Annotated in this window: 19 protein-coding genes; 10 read left to right on the forward strand and 9 right to left on the reverse strand. The window is 72.0% G+C overall.

The features are described from left to right. Positions 1 to 41 precede the first annotated feature (41 nt). The 3 genes from IPK81_12935 to IPK81_12945 all read left to right on the forward strand — a co-directional run bounded on the left by IPK81_12935 (position 42) and on the right by IPK81_12945 (position 3558). The gene (locus IPK81_12935) at positions 42 to 989 is read left to right on the forward strand and encodes a VOC family protein (protein ID QQS10572.1); all 948 of its coding nucleotides are present in this window, start codon (positions 42 to 44) and stop codon (positions 987 to 989) included. Positions 990 to 1660: 671 nt separating this feature from the next. Continuing rightward, positions 1661 to 3202 (forward strand): SEL1-like repeat protein, encoded by a 1542-nt coding sequence (locus IPK81_12940; protein QQS10573.1) that lies wholly within the window; start codon positions 1661 to 1663, stop codon positions 3200 to 3202. 23 nt (positions 3203 to 3225) lie between these two features. Then, positions 3226 to 3558 carry a DUF962 domain-containing protein gene (locus IPK81_12945; GenBank protein QQS10574.1) on the forward strand — a complete coding sequence of 111 codons (333 nt, stop codon included), beginning with the start codon at positions 3226 to 3228 and terminating at the stop codon, positions 3556 to 3558. Between the two features lie 10 nt (positions 3559 to 3568). On the opposite strand, the gene murJ is transcribed toward IPK81_12945, so the two are convergent. From murJ to IPK81_12980, 7 genes are all read right to left on the reverse strand, one after another. Beyond that, positions 3569 to 5188: a murein biosynthesis integral membrane protein MurJ gene (gene murJ / locus IPK81_12950; GenBank protein ID QQS10575.1), complete on the reverse strand. Its 1620-nt coding sequence runs from the start codon at positions 5186 to 5188 to the stop codon at positions 3569 to 3571. A 219-nt stretch (positions 5189 to 5407) separates the two neighbouring features. Continuing rightward, positions 5408 to 6664, reverse strand: a complete 1257-nt coding sequence (locus tag IPK81_12955; protein ID QQS10576.1) for a flavin-dependent oxidoreductase — start codon at positions 6662 to 6664, stop codon at positions 5408 to 5410. Positions 6665 to 6688: 24 nt separating this feature from the next. Beyond that, positions 6689 to 7285 carry a septation protein A gene (locus IPK81_12960; protein QQS10577.1) on the reverse strand — a complete coding sequence of 199 codons (597 nt, stop codon included), beginning with the start codon at positions 7283 to 7285 and terminating at the stop codon, positions 6689 to 6691. Then, positions 7282 to 8220 carry a signal recognition particle-docking protein FtsY gene (gene ftsY, locus IPK81_12965; protein ID QQS10578.1) on the reverse strand — a complete coding sequence of 313 codons (939 nt, stop codon included), beginning with the start codon at positions 8218 to 8220 and terminating at the stop codon, positions 7282 to 7284. Before ftsY ends, IPK81_12960 begins: the two co-directional genes overlap by 4 nt. After that, positions 8217 to 9494 carry a tRNA (N(6)-L-threonylcarbamoyladenosine(37)-C(2))-methylthiotransferase MtaB gene (mtaB, locus tag IPK81_12970; protein QQS10579.1) on the reverse strand — a complete coding sequence of 426 codons (1278 nt, stop codon included), beginning with the start codon at positions 9492 to 9494 and terminating at the stop codon, positions 8217 to 8219. Before mtaB ends, ftsY begins: the two co-directional genes overlap by 4 nt. Positions 9495 to 9502: 8 nt before the next feature. Then, positions 9503 to 10363, reverse strand: a complete 861-nt coding sequence (locus IPK81_12975) for a diaminopimelate epimerase (protein QQS10580.1) — start codon at positions 10361 to 10363, stop codon at positions 9503 to 9505. 59 nt (positions 10364 to 10422) lie between these two features. Continuing rightward, positions 10423 to 11343: a hypothetical protein gene (locus IPK81_12980; protein ID QQS10581.1), complete on the reverse strand. Its 921-nt coding sequence runs from the start codon at positions 11341 to 11343 to the stop codon at positions 10423 to 10425. Between the two features lie 113 nt (positions 11344 to 11456). Here IPK81_12980 and IPK81_12985 point away from each other — a divergent pair, with 113 nt between their 5' ends. Continuing rightward, on the forward strand, positions 11457 to 12062 hold the full coding sequence (locus IPK81_12985) for a 2-hydroxychromene-2-carboxylate isomerase (protein QQS10582.1): 606 nt from the start codon (positions 11457 to 11459) through the stop codon (positions 12060 to 12062). A gap of 15 nt (positions 12063 to 12077) precedes the next feature. On the opposite strand, the gene IPK81_12990 is transcribed toward IPK81_12985, so the two are convergent. Together IPK81_12990 and IPK81_12995 are read right to left on the reverse strand one after the other, a co-directional pair. After that, a complete protein-coding gene (locus IPK81_12990) occupies positions 12078 to 12824 on the reverse strand; it encodes a CPBP family intramembrane metalloprotease (protein ID QQS10583.1) in 747 nt (248 codons plus the stop codon). A gap of 47 nt (positions 12825 to 12871) precedes the next feature. Next, complete coding sequence (locus IPK81_12995; protein ID QQS10584.1) at positions 12872 to 13618, reverse strand: CPBP family intramembrane metalloprotease; 747 nt, start codon at positions 13616 to 13618, stop codon at positions 12872 to 12874. Between the two features lie 361 nt (positions 13619 to 13979). On the opposite strand from IPK81_12995, the gene ffh reads away from it, so the two are divergent. From ffh to leuC, 6 genes are all read left to right on the forward strand, one after another. After that, on the forward strand, positions 13980 to 15383 hold the full coding sequence (ffh, locus tag IPK81_13000; GenBank protein QQS10585.1) for a signal recognition particle protein: 1404 nt from the start codon (positions 13980 to 13982) through the stop codon (positions 15381 to 15383). A gap of 57 nt (positions 15384 to 15440) precedes the next feature. Then, complete coding sequence (rpsP, locus tag IPK81_13005; GenBank protein QQS10586.1) at positions 15441 to 15803, forward strand: 30S ribosomal protein S16; 363 nt, start codon at positions 15441 to 15443, stop codon at positions 15801 to 15803. 29 nt (positions 15804 to 15832) lie between these two features. Beyond that, positions 15833 to 16396: a 16S rRNA processing protein RimM gene (rimM, locus tag IPK81_13010; GenBank protein ID QQS10587.1), complete on the forward strand. Its 564-nt coding sequence runs from the start codon at positions 15833 to 15835 to the stop codon at positions 16394 to 16396. Between the two features lie 42 nt (positions 16397 to 16438). Then, positions 16439 to 17134: a tRNA (guanosine(37)-N1)-methyltransferase TrmD gene (gene trmD, locus IPK81_13015; protein ID QQS15090.1), complete on the forward strand. Its 696-nt coding sequence runs from the start codon at positions 16439 to 16441 to the stop codon at positions 17132 to 17134. Positions 17135 to 17138: 4 nt separating this feature from the next. Then, complete coding sequence (gene rplS / locus IPK81_13020) at positions 17139 to 17621, forward strand: 50S ribosomal protein L19 (protein ID QQS10588.1); 483 nt, start codon at positions 17139 to 17141, stop codon at positions 17619 to 17621. A 100-nt stretch (positions 17622 to 17721) separates the two neighbouring features. Further along, complete coding sequence (gene leuC, locus IPK81_13025) at positions 17722 to 19176, forward strand: 3-isopropylmalate dehydratase large subunit (protein QQS10589.1); 1455 nt, start codon at positions 17722 to 17724, stop codon at positions 19174 to 19176. Positions 19177 to 19239 lie beyond the last annotated feature (63 nt).

Raw genomic sequence — 19239 nt, forward strand, 5'->3', positions numbered from 1 at the left:
CTCGACGCCTCTCGTTTCCATAGCCGGCGGGGAGCCGCGCCATGCCGCTGACCAAAGTCACCGATCTCGCCTACGTGCGCCTCGGCGCGCCCGATCTCGACGCCATGGAGACGTTCCTCGTCGATTTCGGGCTGATCCGCGCCGCGCGCACCGAGAACGCGCTGTACATGCGCGGCACCGACTCGCCGCACCACGTCCACATCGCGGAGAAGGGCCCGCCCCGGTTCCTCGCCATCGGTTACCACGCCGGCTCGATGGCCGATCTCGAGCGCCTCGCCGCGGCGCCGGGCGCCTCCGCCGTCGAGGCGGTCGACGATCCCGGCGGTGGCCACCGCGTGCGGCTGCGCGAGCCCAACGGCTACGCCATCGAGGTGGTGCACGGCATGCTGCGCCTCGACCCGATCGCGGCTCCGCGCCAGTTGCTGAACTCCGGCGACGAGCCGCTGCGGCGCGCCGGGCGTCTGATGCGTCTGCCGCCGTCGCCCGCGCCCGTGAAGCGCATCGGCCACGCCGTGCTAAGCACGCCGATCGTCGCGGAGACGGTCAAATGGTTCCGCGACACGCTCGGATTCATCGGCTCGGACGATGTCTACGCCGGCGCCAAGGAGAATGTCATCGGGTCGTTCAACCGCCTCGACCGCGGCGACGAATACGTCGATCACCACGTGTTCTTCGCCGTGCACAACGACCGCGCCGGGCTCAACCACGTGTCCTACGAGGTCCCCGACGTCGACGCCGTGCTCAAGGACCACGCGCATCTGAAGTCGCTCGGCAGATACGAGCACATGTGGGGCGTGGGACGCCATCTGCTCGGCAGCCAGGTGTACGATTACTGGTCCGACCCGTGGGGCCGCGTGCACGAGCGCTGGGCCGACACCGACCGGCTGAACGCCTCCGACGGTTCGAACCTCCTGAGTGTCGAGGACGGCTTCCAGTCGCAATGGGGTGAACCGCCGCCTGAGAAGTTTTTGCGCAACGTGAGCCAATAGTCCCGTCGGCACGCCACGGGTCCTTGCCCTCGCGGCGCCCTGATCCTTCGGCTAGAGTGGCCGCCCGCCGGCGATGGTCGCCGGCCGCGCGATTGACCATGACAGACCGCAAGAAGCCCGACCCTCCGTCCGTGATCCCCCGCGACGCCGTACCGCGCCGCGCCGGGCAGTCGAGCGTGCGCTTGGAGCCGGTGCCGCCGTCGCCCGTCGCGGCGAAGGAGCCGGTCGCCGAGGTGCCGTCGCTCGACGAGATTTTCGCGGATTCCGGGACGGAGGCCGCGCCGATTGGCACGGCGGGAAAGGTGCTTGAAGGCGGTCCGGCGACGGAGGCGACGCCCGCGTCCGCGCCGTCCGGGGCGGCGACCGGCGACACGCCGTTGCTTCTGACCGAGGAACACGCCGCCCCCGCGCCGGCCAAGGCGGCGCCTGCGGCCGCTGAAGGCGCCGCCGCTGTGTCGCCCGACCCGGCGGCCGCGGAGGATAAACCGACGGAATCCGGCGCTGATCCGGCCGTCTCGGCTGAATCCGCCCCGCCGCCGGCCGAAGCCACGCCCTCGCCGGCATCGGAGTCCGCGGCGATCGCGAAACCAGTTGGAGCCTCCAGCGGTCCGGCCGACGATGCCGCCGTCGGTGCCAAAGCGACCGCCGCCGACGCCGTGTCGGCCGAATCGATGAACCGGATTCTCGCGCGCGGGCGGACGACGGCCACCGCCGAGGGGCCGTCTGAATCCGCCGCCAAGACGCCGGAGGGCGGCGCCACGCCGCTCGATGTCGAGGCGATCGAGCGCCGCGCCCGCATCCTGACGGCCGGCCGGACCGCGGCGGCGGAGCAGGAGCGCCCGCGCTCTATGATGCCGCGCGTCCTCGCCGGCGTCGTGGTGGTGGCGATCGCGGCCGGCGGCGCCTGGTGGTACTTCAAGCCCAAGAAGGTCAAGGCGCCGCGCCAGCCGACGCAGGCCGAACAGTCCACGGGTGAACCCGCCAAGACCGGCGCCGCGCCTTCCGCGACCAAGCCGGAGGCGACGGCGGCGACCACGCCGCCAGCGCCGAAGCCACCGGCGCCAGCGGCGCCAGCGGAACCGCCGCCGCCGGCCGCGTCCACCGCCGCGCCCGCGGCGCCGGCCGCGGCATCCCCCCCGGAGGCGCCACCGCAGCCCAAGATTCCGCGCGCCGAACTCCCGGCCGTGTCGATCGACGCTTTGCGGCGCATGGCCGAGGCCGGCGATCTCGACGCGATCGAGGAGCTGGCGTTCCGCTACATCCGCGGCACCGGCGTGCCGGCCGACCCGGTCGAAGGCGGCCGCTGGCTGCGGCGCGCCGCCGACAGCGGCGTGGTGTCGGCGATCTTCAATGTCGGCGTCATGCTCGAGCGCGGCGTCGGCGTCCCGGCCGATCCCGCCGGGGCGCGCGAGTGGTACGCGCGCGCCGGCGCGGCGGGCGAGCCGCGCGGCTGGAACAATCTCGGCATGATGCTGCGCGACGGCATCGGCGGACCGGCCGATCCGCAGCGCGCGCACGACACGCTGCTGTTGGCCGCCCGTCTCGGCCTGACGCGCGCGATGTTCATGCTCGGGGAGATGCACGAGCGCGGCAATTCCGCGATCCGCGTGGATCCGACAACCGCGGTCGTGTGGTACGCGATGACCGGCCATTTCGACCGGGCGCGGCCGGAGCCGGAGAACGCCGCCATCGTCGTGGCGGCCGACGCCAAGGTCGTCGAGCTGCAGCGGACGCTGCCGGCGGCCGATCTCCAGCGCGCCCAGCGCATCGGCGAGGCGGAGTACCGCATCATCGTCGACACGATGCGCAACGCCGCGCGCGCGCGCGCCGCCGGCGCCATCGGCTTCGGTCCGCCCGCCGGCGCGTCGGGTCCGTCCTCGCCCGGCGCGTCGACGCCCGCCACCGGCGGCTTCGGACCGCCTCCGACCGGCCCCGCCGCCGCCACGCCGGCACCCCCGTCGGCCGTGCCGCCGCCCGCGGCCGCGAAGCCGGCGGCCCCCGCCGATCCGCGCGTCCGTCTGGTCGAGATCCAACGCATGCTCGCCTCGCTGAGCTTCTACAGCGGCGAGCCCGATGGCGTGATCGGACCGGCCACGCGCGCCGCGATCCGCGAGTTCGAGAAACTCGCCGGCATGCCGGAGACGGGCGAGCCGACCGCGGCGCTGCACGACGCCCTGCGCGAGCAGGTCGAGCTGACCGGCCGGCCGCGCTGACGGGTGGCGACGGAGGGCGGGACATGGCGCGACGTTGCGCGACCTACGCCGAGTTCTGGCCGTTCTATCTGCGGGAGCACGCCAAGCCGGCGACGCGCGCGGTCCACTACGTCGGCACCATCGCGTCGGCGGCGCTGCTGGTCGGCGCGATCGCCAGCCGTCAATGGTGGCTGCTGATCCTGGTGCCGCTGTTCGGCTACGGTCCGGCGTGGTTCGGACACTACGTCATCGAGCGGAACCGGCCGGCCACCTTCACGCACCCCTACTGGTCGCTGATCAGCGACTACCGCATGTGCGGCCTGTTCCTGACCGGCCGCCTCGGCGACGAGCTGGAACGCCACCAGATCCGCGGCTGAGCGTCCGTCGTCACTCCAGCGGCGTCGTGTCGCGCGGGTCGGGCGGCAGGGTGCGGTCGCGGCGCAGCAGGCCGCGGATCTCGACCGGCCGGATGACGCCAAGCGCCGCGCCGAAGGCGACGAACGCCGCGCCGCCGCCGCCGCACAGGATCAGCAGGGCCAGCCAGCGTCCGGCGCCGCCGGCGTCGAAGGCGCCGCCGAGCGGCGTCCACGCCATCGCCGCCCATAGCGTGGCGCCCATCAGCGCCGCCGCCAGCGCGATGCGCGGTCCGCGCGCCGCCAACCGCGCGTCGACATGGAAGTGGCCTCGGCGGCGCAGCACCAGCCACATCAGGACGGCGTTGAACCAGCCGGCGACCGACGACGCCAGCGCAACGCCGACATGCTCCAGCCGCGGCATCAACCCGCGCTCGGGCAGCGTGATGAACAGCAGGTTCAGCGCGATGTTGAGGGAGATGCAGAACACCGCGATCTTGAGCGGCGTGGCGGTGTCCTCGCGCGCGAAGAAGCCCGGCGCCAGCGTCTTGGTCAGGATGAAAGCCGGCAGCCCCAGCGCGAACACCGTCAGCGCCTCGGCCGTGCGGCGCGCGTCCTCGGCTGTGAACTGGCCGCGTAGGAACAGCGTGGCGATCACCGGCCACGCCACCACGGCCAGCGCGACGGCCGCCGGCAGCGAGAACAGCAGGCCGAACTCGACGGCGCGGTTCTGGCTGTGCATGGCGCCGGCGGCCTGGTCGTCGCGGATCAGCCGCGCCAGCCGCGGCAGAAGCGCCGTGCCGATCGCGACGCCGACCACGCCCAGCGGCAGCTGGTTGATGCGGTCGGCGTAGTACAGCACCGAGATCGCGCCGGTCGGCAGCAGCGACGCCCACACGATCTCGAGCACGAGGTTGATCTGCTGGACGCCGGCGCCGACGGCGGCGGGCAGCGCCAGAGTCAGCAGGCGCCGCACGCGGGCGGTCAGGCGCGGGAAGGCGAGCGGCAGCGCCACGCCGGCCTGCCGGCACGCCACCAGAAGCCACAGCCATTGCGCCACGCCGGCGAGGCAGAGCCCCCACGACAGCGCGTAGCCGGCGTTCGGTAGGAACGGCGTCAGCGCGAACAACGCGCCGATCAATGACAGGTTGAACAGCACCTGCGAGGCCGCCGCGTGGCCGTAGCGGTCGAGCGAGTTGAGGATCCCGGCGTAGAGCGACGCCAGCGAGATGAACAACAGGTAGGGGAACGCGATCCGGCTGAACTCGATGGCGAAGCTCAGCGTCTCCGGCGGCTTCGACGCCAGTCCCGGCGCAACCAGCGGCACGATCCACGCCATGGCGGCGATGCCGGCCACCACGAACGGCGCCAGCACGGCCAGCAGCGCGCCCTGCGCCTCGCGCGCGAACGCCGCGGCCTCCGCGTCGCCGCCCTCGCGGCGGGCGCGCGCGAACAGCGGCACGAAGGCCGAGGCGAAGGCGCCTTCGGCGAAAAGCCGGCGGAACAGGTTCGGCAGCTTGAGCGCGATGAAGAACGCGTCGGCGACCGGTCCGGCGCCGGCCAGCGCCGCGATCGCCACGTCGCGCGCGAAGCCCAGCAGGCGGCTGAGCATCGTCCAGCCGCCGATCAACGCGATGGCGCGTCCGAAGCTCATGCGCGCGCCCCGCCGCTACGGGCGGGCCTCGCTCGAAAGTGCGCGATGTGCGGCATGTCCTGGGGGATGTCCACGATCCGGCGCCGGTGCGCCGCACTATGCCATCGCCGGCCGGACCGCGTCATATTTCCGACATCGCCCGCCCGTACAGTCGCGTCAGGTGGCGCCTGGCGACGTGGTGGCCGGGAGCACCGCCACCGACAGTTCCACCGCGCGGCGTCAACCCGCCCGCTTGCCGGCCAGGGCGCGCAGCGTGTCGCGGTCCATGGCGACGATGCGCTTGTACTCCCCGACGATGGACTCCAGCTCGGCCGCCGGCAGCACCGACTCCAGATCCGTGAAACCGTCCGGCGCGCGCTCCTCGACGATGTCGAGGACGCGGTCCGGGCCGCGCGCGCGGTTGGTCTCGACGATGCGCGCGGTGGCCGGCAGGCGCCGCGCCTCGTAGGCCCGCAGCGCGTCGCCGGGGTCGGCGTGCTCGGCCAGCGCGGCCGCCAGGGCCTCGCCGTCGAGGATCGCCTGCGTCGCGCCGTTGGAGCCGATCGGATACATCGGATGCGCCGCGTCGCCGAGCAGCGTCACGCGGCCGTGCGTCCAGCGCGGCAGCGGATCGCGGTCGACCATCGGGAACTCGTAGATGGCGCCGGCGCCCTTGATGATCGCCGGCACGTCGAGCCAGCCGAAATTCCAGCCGGCGAATTTCGGCAGGATGTCCTCGACGCGGCCCAGCCGGTTCCAGTCCTCGCGCCGGCGGCTCTCACCGCCGAGATACAGGTCGGCGATCCAGTTGATCAGCACGCGGCCTTCGCCGGCCAGCCGCCGCGAGATCGGGTAGCAGACGAATTTCTGCGCCTGGTGGCCGGCCTGCACCATCGAGGCGCCGGTGAGGAACGGCGCGCCCTCGGTGGTGCCGCGCCACATCATGACGCCGTTCCATTTCGGCGGGCCTTCGTCCGGAAAGAACGCGGCGCGGACGGTGGAGTGGATGCCGTCGGCGCCGACCAGGACGTCGCATCTCTCCTCGCCGGCCGGCGCGCCGTCCTTGTCGGCGAAGCGCGCTGTCACGCGCCCGTCGGGCGCGGTCTCGAACGTGGTCAGCCGGTGGCCGGTGCGGACGTTCGCGGCGCCGAGGCGCCTCACGGCGGCCTCGAACAGGATCATCTGCAGTTCGCCGCGGTGGATCGAGAATTGCGGCCACGGGTAGCCGCCGGAGAGTCCGCGCGGATCGCGCCAGATCGGCTGGCCGTGTCGGTTCGCGAACACGAATTCCTGCGTGCGGATGGCGACCGCGTCGAGCGCGTCGAGCAGCCCCAGCGCCGTCAGGATCCGCACGCCGCTGGACTGCACGTTGATGCCGACGCCCAGCGGCCGCACCTCGGGCACCGATTCGAACACGCGCACGTCGTGGCCGGCGTCGCGCAGGCACATCGCGGCCGTGAGTCCGCCGATCCCGGCGCCGACGACGACGATCCTCATGCGCGTCCTCCCTCGCCTCGCGGCCTAGCCGGCCTTGAACGGATTGTCCGGGCCGTCCCAATGGCGGCGCAGCAGCGGCGTCTGGGCGACGGCGAACACCAGCGTCAGCGGCAGGCTCACGACCATCTTCGACGCGATCCAAGTGTCGGTCGAGAAGTTGCGCCACACGATCTCGTTGATGATGGCCAGCGCGAAGAAGAACAGCGCCCAGCGCCGCGTCAGGAGGTTCCAGCCGATGTCGGTCAACCGGAAGGCGGCCCGGAACAGCGGCTTCAGCAGCGAGCGGCCGAAGAACAGGCCGCCCATCAGGATGACGCCGAACAGGCAGTTCACGATCGTCGGCTTCATCTTGATGAAGAGCTCGTCCTGCAGCCAGATCGTCAGGCCGCCGAACACCAGCACGAACACGCCGCTGACCATCGGCATGATCGGCCACCTTCCCTCGAGGAGGCGGTAAAGGGGCAGCGCCACGCAGGTCGCGGCGACGAACACCGCCGTGCCGGTGTAGACGCCCCACCGGCCGCTGGCGGCGAAGAATATCAGCAGCGGCCCGATCTCCAGCAGCGGCCCGACCAGCTTGCGCCAGCCCGGCGGTTCCGCGCCCTCGCGTTGCTCGCTCACGCCTTGATCTCCAGTCCCATGAGGCTGCGCGCGAAATGCGTCGCGTCGAACGGCCGCAGATCGTCGATCCCCTCGCCGACGCCGACCGCGACGACCGGCACTTTGAAGCGCTCCGCCAGCGCCACCAGCACGCCGCCCTTCGCCGTGCCGTCGAGCTTCGTGACCACCAGCCCGTCGACCTGGACCATGGCCCGGAACGTCTCGACCTGGCTATGGGCGTTCTGCCCGACCGTCGCGTCGAGCACCAGCACGCAGGAATGCGGCGCCGCGTCGTCGAGCTTGCGGATCACGCGCACGATCTTCGCCAGCTCCTCCATCAGCCCGGTCTTGTTCTGCAGCCGGCCGGCGGTGTCGATCAGCAGCACGTCGGTGCCCGCCGCCCGCGCCTCGGCCAGCGCGTCGTAGGCAAGTCCGGCGGCGTCGCCGCCCTGCGCCTTGGCGAACACCGGCACGCCGGCGCGCTCGCCCCAGATCTTGAGCTGCTCGACCGCGGCGGCGCGGAACGTGTCGCCGGCGGCGATGCTGACCTTGCGGCCGTCCTCGACCAGCCGCTTGGCCAGCTTGCCGATGGTCGTGGTCTTGCCGCTGCCGTTGACGCCGACCACGAGCACGACGTGCGGCCGCTTCGAGGCGTCGATGGACAGCGGCACCGCGACCGGCGCCAGGATGCCGGCGATGTCCTCGGCGAAGGCGGCGCGCACCTCCTCGTCGGTGACCTCCTTGTCGAAGCGCGTCCGCTTGAGGTTGGCGACCAGCCGGCCGGCCACGGCGACGCCGAGATCGGCGCGGATCAGCACCTCCTCGAGGTCGTCCAGCGTCGCCTGGTCGAGCTTCTTGCGCGTGAAGACGGCGGTGATGCTCTCCGTGATCCGCTGCGTCGACTTCGTCAGGCCGTCCTTGAGCCGGGCGAACCATGATTTCCTGGGCTCGGTCATGCCGCGACGCGCTCCACGGGCCGGCCGGTCAGCACGCCGTCGGCCAGACCCTCGATGTCGATTTCGACCAGCGCCCGCGGCGGCGCGGGGAACGCCGGCCGGACGCGCGCGAAATGCTCGCTGTGGCCGGTGCCGTCGCGCTCCATCACGACGCGCGCGCGCGTGCCGATCCGGCCGCGCAGGAACGCCTCCGCGCGCCGCGCGCCGGCCGCCCGCAGAAGCGACGCGCGTGCGCGGCGCACGTCGCCGGGCACCTGCGGCATGCGCGCCGCCGGCGTGCCGACGCGGGCCGAGTAGGGGAAGACGTGCAGCCAGGTCAGCGACGCCTCGTCGACGAGCCGCAGCGTGTTGTCGAACATGCCGTCCGTCTCGGTCGGGAAGCCGGCGATGAGATCGGCGCCGAACGCGACGCCGGGGCGGACCCGCCGGACGCGGTCGACGAGACGCAGGACGTCGCCGCGCGCGTGCCGGCGCCTCATCCGTTTGAGCACCATGTCGTCGCCCGCCTGGGCGCTGAGATGCAGGTGCGGCATCAACCGCGGCTCGTCGCCCAGCAGGGCGATCAACGTGTCGTCGATCTCGACCGGGTCGAGAGACGACAGGCGCAGCCGCGGCAAAGCGGGCACGAGCCGCAGGAGACGGCGGCACGCCTCGCCGAGCGTCGGCCGCCCCGGAAGATCGGCCCCGAACGCCGTCAGGTCGACGCCCGTCAGCACGATCTCCGAATGGCCGGCCGCGACCGCGAGACGGGCGAGGCGCGCGATCTCGCCCAGAGGCGCCGAGCGGCTTGGTCCGCGCCCGAACGGGATGACGCAGAACGTGCAGCGATGGTCGCAACCGGTCTGGACCTGCAGAAAAGCGCGGCTCTGGCCGGAGACGCTGGCGATCGCCCGTTCGTCCGCCGGCGCGGTCATGATGTCGGCCACGCGCACCCGGCCACCGCCGTCCGTGTAGCCCTCGGTCGTCAGCTTCTCCATGTTGCCCAGGACGGAGTCGACCTCGGGCATCGCGGCCCATTTCGCCGGCGCGATCTGCGCGGCGCAGCCCGTGACGACGATGCGGGCTCCCGGCCGGTCGCGGCGCAGCCGGCGGATCGTCTGCGCCGCCTGCCGCTCCGCCTCGGCCGTGACGGCGCAGGTGTTGACGATCACCGCGCCGGACAGGCCGGCGCCGGTCGCGCGCGCCCGGATCGCGTCCGATTCGACGGCGTTCAACCGGCAGCCGAACGTGACCACCTCGACGTCGCCGCGCGTCGATGCCGCGCCGTGTGCCATCGTCGCGTTCACGGCAGCAACGACGGATCGAGCGTGCCGGTGAACGACACCGCGACGCCGCCGGTCATCAGCGCGTGGCCGTCCGGCAGCCACTCGATCATCAGCGCGCCACCATCGAGGACGATCTCGACCTTGCGTCCGGTCAACCCGCGCCGCGCCGCCGCGACCGCCGCGGCGCAGGCGCCCGAGCCGCAGGCCAGGGTCTGGCCGGCGCCGCGCTCCCACATGCGCAGACGTAGCCTGTCGGGCCCGACGAGGCGCGCGAAGCCGATATTGGCGCGCTCGGGGAACAGCGGATCGCGCTCCAGCCGAGGGCCGTGCTCGGCGACGACGGCGGCGTCCTGGAGCGCCGGATCGTCGACGAAGAACGTGGCGTGCGGGTTGCCCATAGAACAGGCGACGGGGTCGGAGAACGGTCCGAGCGACAGCGGCACGTGCAACGTGTCGCACGCGCGCGCCAGCGGTACGTCGCGCCAGTCCAGCCGCGCCGGCCCCATGTCGACGCTGACGATCGGCAGCCCGTTGGCGCCGGTGCCGGTCCGCTCCGATTCCAGCAACCCGGCGATGGTCTGGACGACGACGTCGTCGACGCCGCGCTCGTCCATCAGCACGGACGCCACGCAGCGCGTGGCGTTGCCGCACGCGCCGGCCTCGCTGCCGTCGGGATTGAAGATGCGCATGAAGACATCGGCGTGCCGGTCGGTCGGCGGCTCCAGCACGATCAGCTGGTCGCAGCCGACGCCGGTGGCGCGGTGCGCGATGGCGACGCGTCGGGGCGGCGGCAGGTCGAGCGGCCGCGCACGTGCGTCGAGCACGACGAAGTCGTTGCCCAGCCCGTGCATCTTCCGGAACGGCACCCCTGCGGTCATGCGGGGGTATATGGCGCGCCGGGGGCGCCGAGTCCATCGCGGGCCGGCGCCCCGCGGCGTCAGGGATTGAACGCGTCCGGCGCCGCCGCGCGCCACCGTTCCGCGCCGGGCGGGACGTAGCGGACGGTCATCCCGCGCCTGCGGCCGTCGTCAGGCCCGCCGATCTGCATCACGTCGAACGCCTCCACCCGCTTCGTGTAGATCGTCAGGTGGAGGATCCCGAGCGGGTCGTGCGGCAGCGACGGCTCGACGAACATGCCGCGAGCGGCGTCCCAGGCGGGCAGGGCGTGGTGGACCGGCCAGTTGCACAGGCTGGGCAGCGCCTCCTCCGAGAGGCCGCGCTCGTAGACCGCGACGTTCAACGCGATCTGGTCGGTCATGTCGGTCGATCGTTGCAAGGCGTCGCCGAGCGTCTCGGCCCAGACGCCCCAGGCCCGCGACCCGGCGCGGATGGCGAAGACGCCGGCATTGATCAGCGGATAGCGCACCAGCTTGGCGGCCGTCTCCGGGCCGAACGCCTTGGCGAAGGCGGCGCCGTTGACGCCGCTGAATTCGGCCCAGGCGTGGCGGTAGTGCCGGAAGGCGCGGTGGATCTCCGGCGCGACGGCGAGATCGCGCCGCGCCGCGCCGCGCAGGAGCAGGTCGATCGCGAACCAGCCCTGGACCCAGCAATCGGCGTCGATCCAGAGGTAGGTCTCGAAGCCCGGGAAGTAGCGCGCGAGGAACGGCCGCGCCGTCAGCGCCTTGAAAGCGTCGGAACAGCCGGCGCGGCCGGGAAACGCGAAATCCCAATCGGGGACGACGATCTCGGCGCCTTGGTCGCGGCACCACCGGAGTTGCGCGTCGGTCAGGCCGCAATCGAGCACGCCCAGCGCCGCGTCGCGCCCTTCAGGTTTGTCGCGGATCGACGACACGCAGCCGCGCATCAGGTCGAAATAGGCGGCGTCGCCGCCGGTGATCGCGATCCATCGGGAGGTCATCTCGGTAGTCTGGCGCGCGCGGCCCCCGGCAGTCGAGGGGCGATGTCGCTATTGTCGCGCCGCGCCGGATCGCGCACCTTGCCGCGCCGCCGAAACCGCGAAGGACCGACGCCATGGCCAAGCATATCGACTACTACGTCTCGCTGATGTCGCCGTGGACGCATCTCGGCGCCGCCCGCATCGAGGCGCTGGCGCGTCAGCATGGCGCGACGATCAGGATCTGGCCGGTGGCGTTCGGCGAGATCTTCGCGGTGTCCGGCGGCGTGCCGCTGCCCAAGCGCGCGCCGCAGCGGCAGGCCTACCGGATGATGGAGCTGAAGCGCTGGCGCGCGCATCTCGGCGTGCCGATCAATCTGGAGCCGAAATTCTTCCCCGGTGACGAGCTGCCGGCCGTCAAAAGCGTGATCGCGGTGCGCGAGCGGATCGACGGCGGCAAGGCGATGACCTTGGCCCACGCCGTGCTCAAGGGCGTCTGGGAGCAGGACAAGAACGTGGCCGATCCGGATACGCTGGCCGGCATCATCGCCTCGGTGGGGCTCGACCCGAAGGCGGTGGCCGGGATGGCCGCCGATCCCGCGGTCGCGGCGATGCGCGACGCCGATACGCGCATGGCCATCGAGCGCGGCGTGTTCGGCGCGCCCAGCTACGTCATCGACGGCGAGATCTTCTGGGGCCAGGACCGGCTCGACTTCGTGGCGCGCAAGCTGGCGGCCGGATAGCGGCGGCCGCGCCGGTCAGCGGAAGAGGTGCGTCATCAGCACCGCGAGGATGTTGGTCGCGGCGTGGCCGATGACGCAGGGCCAGATCGAACCGCTGCGCTCTCGCAGCCAGCCGAACGCCAGGCCGCTCGGCACCACCAGGAGGACATGGACGACCTCCATATGGGCGGCGGCGAACAGCAGCGTCGATACGACCAAGGCCGGCCGGTAGCCGAAGCGGGCGCGGACGTAGCCGAAGACGAGACCCCGGAACACCAGCTCCTCGACGAACGGTCCGAACAGGCCGGCGACGAGCAGCGCGACTGCTGTGTCGGCGGCCGTCGTCGTGACCGACTGCATGAAGCGCTCGACCTCCAGATCGGGTTTGTAGTCGAACAGCCATTCGGCGGCGCCGAGAACGCCGAAATCGAGCACGGCGACGACCGCGAGGCTGATCGCCACGGCGCGCCACCACCAGCCGCGGTGGAACCGTCTGAATCCCAGCAGCGGCAGCGCGAGCGAGCCGTGCCTGACGGTCGCGGCCGCCACGGCGAGCGCCGGAGCGATGAACGTCGCGGCCAGCAGCGCCAGCGACGTCATCGCCGCCTCCGGCCGATTGCCCAGCGCCATTGCCAGTTCCACGGGATCGACGAACGGCAGGCCCAGCATCAGGAGGGCGAACAGGGCACCGGTGGCGATCACGAAGGCGACGAGATCGAGGAGGGTCAGGCGGGGCGCCGCGGCGGCCGGGTCCGGCGGCGGCGTTTCAATCGGATCGGTCATGGTCCTCTGTTCGTGGCGGAGGGGCCGTGTCGTCGCGCGGCGGTCCGCTAGGCCGACAGGTGGAAGTATACGACGAGAAGGCTGTTGATCGCCGCATGGCCGATGACGCACGGCCAGATCGAACCGGCGCGCTCGCGGATCACGGCGAACGCGATGCCGGCGGGCATGACCACCAGGATGTGAGCCGGCTCGATATGCGCGCACGCGAACAGCGCGGTGGTGGTCGCAGCGGACACGATGAAGCCGGTGCGCGCGCGGAGATAGCTCCACAGGAAGCCGCGGAAGGCGACCTCCTCGGCGAGCGGCGCGAAGACGCCGATAACGGCGACCGCGCCGGCCGTCGTTCCGACAGTCGTCGTGACGCTAGCGATCAGCCGCGCCACCTCGAAATCCGCGCTCCGGCCGAAACCCCAGCCTGCGAGATACGCGGCCGACAAGGCCAGCGCGTGCGCCGAGAGCGCCAGCGCCGGCGCGCGCCACCACCAGGCCGGCGCGCACCGCGCGAAGCCGAGCGCGGTGAACGCGTCGCGGCCGCGCGCCGACATCGCCACCGCGACACCGATCAACAGGACCATGAACGAGGCGGCCGTCATCGCCAGATTCGTCCATGCTCCTTCGGGGCGATAGTCCAGAGCATTGGCGAGATCGTCGGTCTCGATCGCTCCGAGTGTGAAGATCAAGAACATGAACCCGATCGCGAAGCCGGAGACGCAGCCGAACACCTCGAACAAGCTGACCGGTCGGATCGACAGGCCGACCGCGGCGGCATCGGTCGGTCTGGAGGCGTCGGACATTCCGGAATTCCCGTTTTGTTCAATGGAGCGGATGAAAGCGCGGTCTCGGGGAAGGCCGAAAACACCTTAGATTGTATTATATTGAAACAGGCACACGTTCCGCATGTATAGAACATGCCACATTCGAGGGGTGGAGGCGGGCGTACCGCTCCGCCCGGCCGTTTGACTCCCAAAAGCCCGCCGCGTATACGTCCGGCCGTCCAAACGGGAAGCGCTGTTTCCCGGTCCGGGCTGGTCCAGTTGGCGGTTCGCCGCCATCGATCCCAGAGGGGCCCCGCCGATCCGCGAGTTTCGCGCATCGGCGCGTTTTGCGTTTGGATATCTGGCGCCGCCACCCGGCGGCGCGGAACGGGACGACGGGATGTTCGACGGCCTGAGCAAGAGACTTGGAGACGTGCTGAGCCGCCTGCGCGGCAAGGGCGCGTTGTCCGAGGCCGACGTCGACGCGGCGCTGCGCGAGGTGCGTCTGGCGCTGCTCGAGGCCGACGTCGCGCTGCCGGTCGTCAAGGATTTCATCGACGGGGTGCGGCCGAAGGCGATCGGCGCCGAGGTCATCCGCAGCGTCACCCCCGGCCAGATGGTCGTCAAGCTCGTCCACGACCACCTCGTGGAGATGCTCGGCGGCGCGTCGAGCGACCTCGACCTCAACGCCATCCCGCCGGTCGTCGTCCTGATGGTCGGCCTGCAGGGTTCCGGCAAGACGACGACCACGGCCAAGATCGCGCACCGGCTGACGCTCGGCCCGCAGGGCATGGCGGCCGGCGCCTTCGGCGGCTCCTTCAAGGAGCGCAAGAAGGTGCTGATGGCGTCGCTCGACGTCGCCCGCCCCGCCGCGCAGCAGCAGTTGAAGATCCTGGGCGAGCAGGCCGGCGTCGCGACGCTGCCGATCGTGCCGCTCGAGCAGCCGCTGGCGATCGCGCGGCGCGCGCTCGACGAGGCCCGCCGCGGCGGCTTCGACGTGGTGATGCTCGACACCGCCGGCCGCCTGTCGATCGACGAGCGCCTGATGGCCGAGGTCGCCGCCGTGCGCGACGCGACGCGGCCGACCGAGACGCTGCTGGTCGCCGACGCGATGACCGGCCAGGACGCCGTCAACACCGCGCGCGCCTTCAACGAGAAGGTCGGCGTCACCGGGATCGTGCTGACCCGCGTCGACGGCGACGCGCGCGGCGGCGCGGCGCTCTCGATGCGCGCCGTCACCGGCCGGCCGATCAAGCTGCTGGGCGTCGGCGAGAAGCTCGACGCGCTGGAGCAGTTCCATCCCGACCGCGTCGCCACGCGCATCCTCGGCATGGGCGACATCGTCTCGCTGGTCGAGCGCGCCGCCGAGACGATGGAGCAGGACGAGGCCGAGCGCCTCGCCGCCAAGGTCCAGAAGGGCCAGTTCGACCTCGAGGACCTCCTCAACCAGCTGCGCCAGCTGCGCCGCATGGGCGGGCTCCAGGGCCTGATGGGCATGCTGCCGGGCGCCATGCAGGCCAAGGCGGCGATGCAGAAGGCGAACCTCAAGGAGGACGTCATCAAGCGCCAGGAGGCGATCATCCAGTCGATGACCGTCAAGGAGCGGCGCAATCCCGCGATCATCCACGCGTCGCGCAAGAAGCGCATCGCCGCGGGTTCGGGGATGCAGGTGCAGGACGTCAACAAGCTGCTCAAGCAGCACGCCGACATGGTCACGATGATGAAACGCGTGAACAAGCTCGGCCAGAAGGGTTTCATGCGCGGGCTCGGCAACATGATGCCGCCGGGCTTCCCCCGGCAGTGACGCCGGCGCGCGTTTGATTTCTACGGACACGGTCTTTCGGAAGGAGCGAGATCAGGCATGTTGGCCATTCGACTGTCCCGCGCGGGCGCCAAGAAGCGCCCGTACTACCACATCGTCGTCGCCGACTCGCGCAGCCCGCGCGACGGCCGCTTCATCGAGAAGGTCGGCGCCTACAACCCGATGGTCGCGCGCGACCACGCCGACCGGCTGAAGCTGGACGCCGAGCGCCTGAAGCACTGGCTGGGCGTCGGCGCGCAGCCGAGCGACCGCGTCGCGCGCTTCCTGGCCGCCGCCGAGCTGATCAAGGCGGCGCCGCGCCGCGAGCAATCGAAGAAGCCGGCCCCGAAGACCAAGGCGCAGGAGCGCGCCAAGGCCGCCGCCGCGGCGGCGGAGAAGGCCGCCGAGGCACCGGCGGCCTGAGCCGACGGTAGCCGGGGCGCGGTCGGCCGATGACGGCGCGCGGCGCGCGCGCGGTGCATCTCGGGACGGTGGTCGCGGCGCACGGCGTGCGCGGCGAGGTCCGGATCCGGAGCTTCTGCGCCGAGCCCGCCGACGTCGCGGCCTACGGGCCGCTGTCGGACGAGTCCGGCGCGCGGCGCTTCACGGTCCGCCCGACGGGCCGCTCGACCAAGGGCGAGGTCATCGCCCGGATCGAGGGGGTCGCGGACCGGAACGCCGCCGAGGCGCTGAAGGGACTGCGGTTGTACGTGGCGCGTTCGGCGCTGCCGCCGCCGGCCCCCGGCGAGTGGTACGAGGACGACCTGGTCGGTCTGGCGGCGCGCGGCAGCGACGGTGGCGACTGGGGCAGGGTGCTGGCGGTGCATGATTTCGGCGCCGGGACCCTGCTGGAGCTTTCGGGCGGCGCCCATGGACGGTCGTTCATGGTGCCGTTCACGGACGCGGCGGTGCCCGCGGTCGACGTCGAAGGCGGCGCGATCACGGTCGATCCGCCGGCGGGATTGCTGGACGACGGCGCCGCCCGGCGCGGTCGGGAACGGAAAGGAGAGGACTAGAGGCGCGTGTGGCGGGCTGCGGCGTTGACCATATTCCCCGAGATGTTTCCGGGACCGCTGGGGCACAGCCTCGCCGGCCGGGCGCTTGGAGCGGGCGTGTGGTCTCTGGAGGCGATCGACATCCGTCGCTTCGCGCGCGACCGCCACAACACGGTCGACGACACGCCGTTCGGCGGTGGCGCCGGCATGGTGATGCGGCCCGACGTGCTGTCGGACGCGATCACCGCCGCGGCGACGCCGGACAGGCCGACGATCTACCTCACGCCGCGCGGCCGTCCGCTGGACCAGGCGCGCGCGCGGGCGCTGGCGGCGGGACCGGGGGTGACCCTGGTGTGCGGCCGGTTCGAAGGGATCGACGAGCGGGTGGTCGAGGCGCACGCGCTGGAGGAGATGAGCGTCGGCGATTTCGTGCTCTCCGGCGGAGAGGTCGCGGCCCTGGTCGCGCTCGACGCCTGCGTGCGGCTGCTGCCCGGTGTGATGGGAGCGGCCCAATCGCTGGCGGAGGAGAGTTTCGAGGACGGTTTGCTCGAGTACCCGCTCTACACGCGGCCGGCCACCTGGACCGGTCCGGATGGCGGCGAAAGGGAAGTGCCGGAAGTGCTGCAGTCGGGTCATCACGCGAGGATCGCGGCCTGGCGGCGGACGACGGCGGAGGAGATCACGCGGACGCGGCGGCCCGATCTGTGGGCCCGGCGCGGACGCGGCGGCAAGGATCAAGGTTCCGAGAGGAAGGGATAGGACGATGAACCTCATTCAGCAGCTCGAGGCCGAGCAGGTCCAGAAGCTGACGGCCGAGCGGCCGGTTCCGCGCTTCGAGGCCGGCGACACCGTCAAGGTGCACGTCAAGGTCCAGGAGGGCTCGCGCGAGCGCATCCAGGTCTACGAGGGCCTGTGCATCGCCCGCCGCAACGCCGGCCTGAACTCGTCGTTCACCGTGCGCAAGATCTCCTACGGCGAGGGCGTGGAGCGGGTGTTCCCGCTGCACAGCCCGTCGATCTGGGAGATCGAGGTCGTCCGCAAGGGCGTCGTGCGCCGCGCCAAGCTCTACTACCTGCGCGATCTGCGCGGCAAGAGCGCGCGCATCGTCGAGGACACCGAGGCGCAGCGCAAGATGCTGGCCGAGCAGGCGGCGCTGGCGGCGACCCAGCCGAAGCGCGAGAAGATCAAGAAGGAGAAGCCGCAGGCCGACCGCGCGGTGCGCGCGGCCAAGGGCGGCAAGAAGTAGCGCCGTCGCGGCGCGCGGCCGGGACCGGCGTCCACGCCGCCCCGGCCGCGCGCCGCGCGCGCGTGGACGTAGGGGTTCCGTGTCCGGGAGGGACGAGACGATGGCCAAGAAGCCAGCGCCGGCGCCGGTCGAGCCGGCCAAGCCGCGCACGTTGTTCGACAAGATCTGGGACGGCCACGTCGTCGAGCGCCGCGACGACGGCTCGAGCCTGATCTACATCGACCGCCATCTCGTTCACGAGGTCACCAGCCCGCAGGCCTTCGAGGGCCTGCGCGCGACCGGCCGCAAGGTGCGCCGTCCCGACCTCACGGTCGCGGTCGCCGACCACAACGTGCCCACCTCCGACCGCGCCGCCGGCATCACCGACGAGGAGTCGCGGATCCAGGTCGAGACGCTCGAGGCCAACGTCCGCGAGTTCGGCGTGCCGTACTTCGCCATGGACGACGTCCGCCAGGGCATCGTGCACATCATCGGTCCGGAGCAGGGCCTGACGCTGCCCGGCATGACGATCGTGTGCGGCGACAGCCACACCTCGACCCACGGCGCGTTCGGCGCGCTGGCCTTCGGCATCGGCACCTCCGAGGTCGAGCACGTGCTGGCCACGCAGACGCTGATCCAGCAGCCGGCGAAGAACATGCGCGTGACGGTCGACGGCGACCTGCCGCCCGGCGTCACCGGCAAGGACCTCGTGCTGGCCGTCATCGGCACGATCGGCACCGCCGGCGGCACCGGCCACGTCATCGAGTACGCCGGCCGGGCGATCCGCGCGCTGTCGATGGAAGGCCGCATGACGGTCTGCAACATGTCGATCGAGGGCGGCGCGCGCGCCGGCCTGATCGCGCCGGACGACACCACGTTCCGCTATCTCGAGGGCCGCCCCTACGCGCCCAAGGGCGGCGCCTGGCAGGTCGCGCTCGGCCACTGGCGGCGCCTGCCGTCGGACAAGGACGCGCACTACGACAAGGAGATCGTCATCCCGGTGACGGACATCCCGCCGCAGCTCACCTGGGGCACCAGCCCGCAGGACGTGGTGCCGATCACCGGCGTGGTGCCGAACCCCGACGACGCGCCGGACGACGACCGCCGCAGCGCCTGGGCGCGCTCGCTGGAGTACATGGGCCTGACGCCCGGCACCCGGCTGGTCGACGTCCGCATCGACAAGGCGTTCATCGGCTCGTGCACCAACGGCCGCATCGAGGATCTGCGCGAGGTCGCCGCGATCGCGGCCAAGGCGCTGGAGCGCGGCCGCAAGGTCGCGGGCCACGTCCACGCCATGGTCGTGCCCGGATCCGGTCTCGTGAAGGAGCAGGCCGAGCGGGAGGGCCTGGACAAGATCCTGCTCGCGGCGGGCTTCGACTGGCGCGAGCCGGGCTGCTCGATGTGCCTGGCGATGAACGCCGACAAGCTCAAGCCGGGCGAGCGCTGCGCCTCGACCAGCAACCGCAACTTCGAGGGCCGCCAGGGCCGCGGCGGGCGCACCCACCTCGTCAGCCCCGGCATGGCCGCGGCCGCCGCGCTCAGCGGCACCTTCGCCGACGTCCGCGACTATCTTTGACCCCGGCGCGACGGGGGTCGGCGGCGCAGGCTAGACCTGCGCCGGCCGATCTGGCCGGCTGGC

It is taken from the genome of Rhodospirillales bacterium (genome assembly GCA_016699855.1).
In the GTDB taxonomy this organism is placed as follows: Bacteria; Pseudomonadota; Alphaproteobacteria; order Reyranellales; family Reyranellaceae.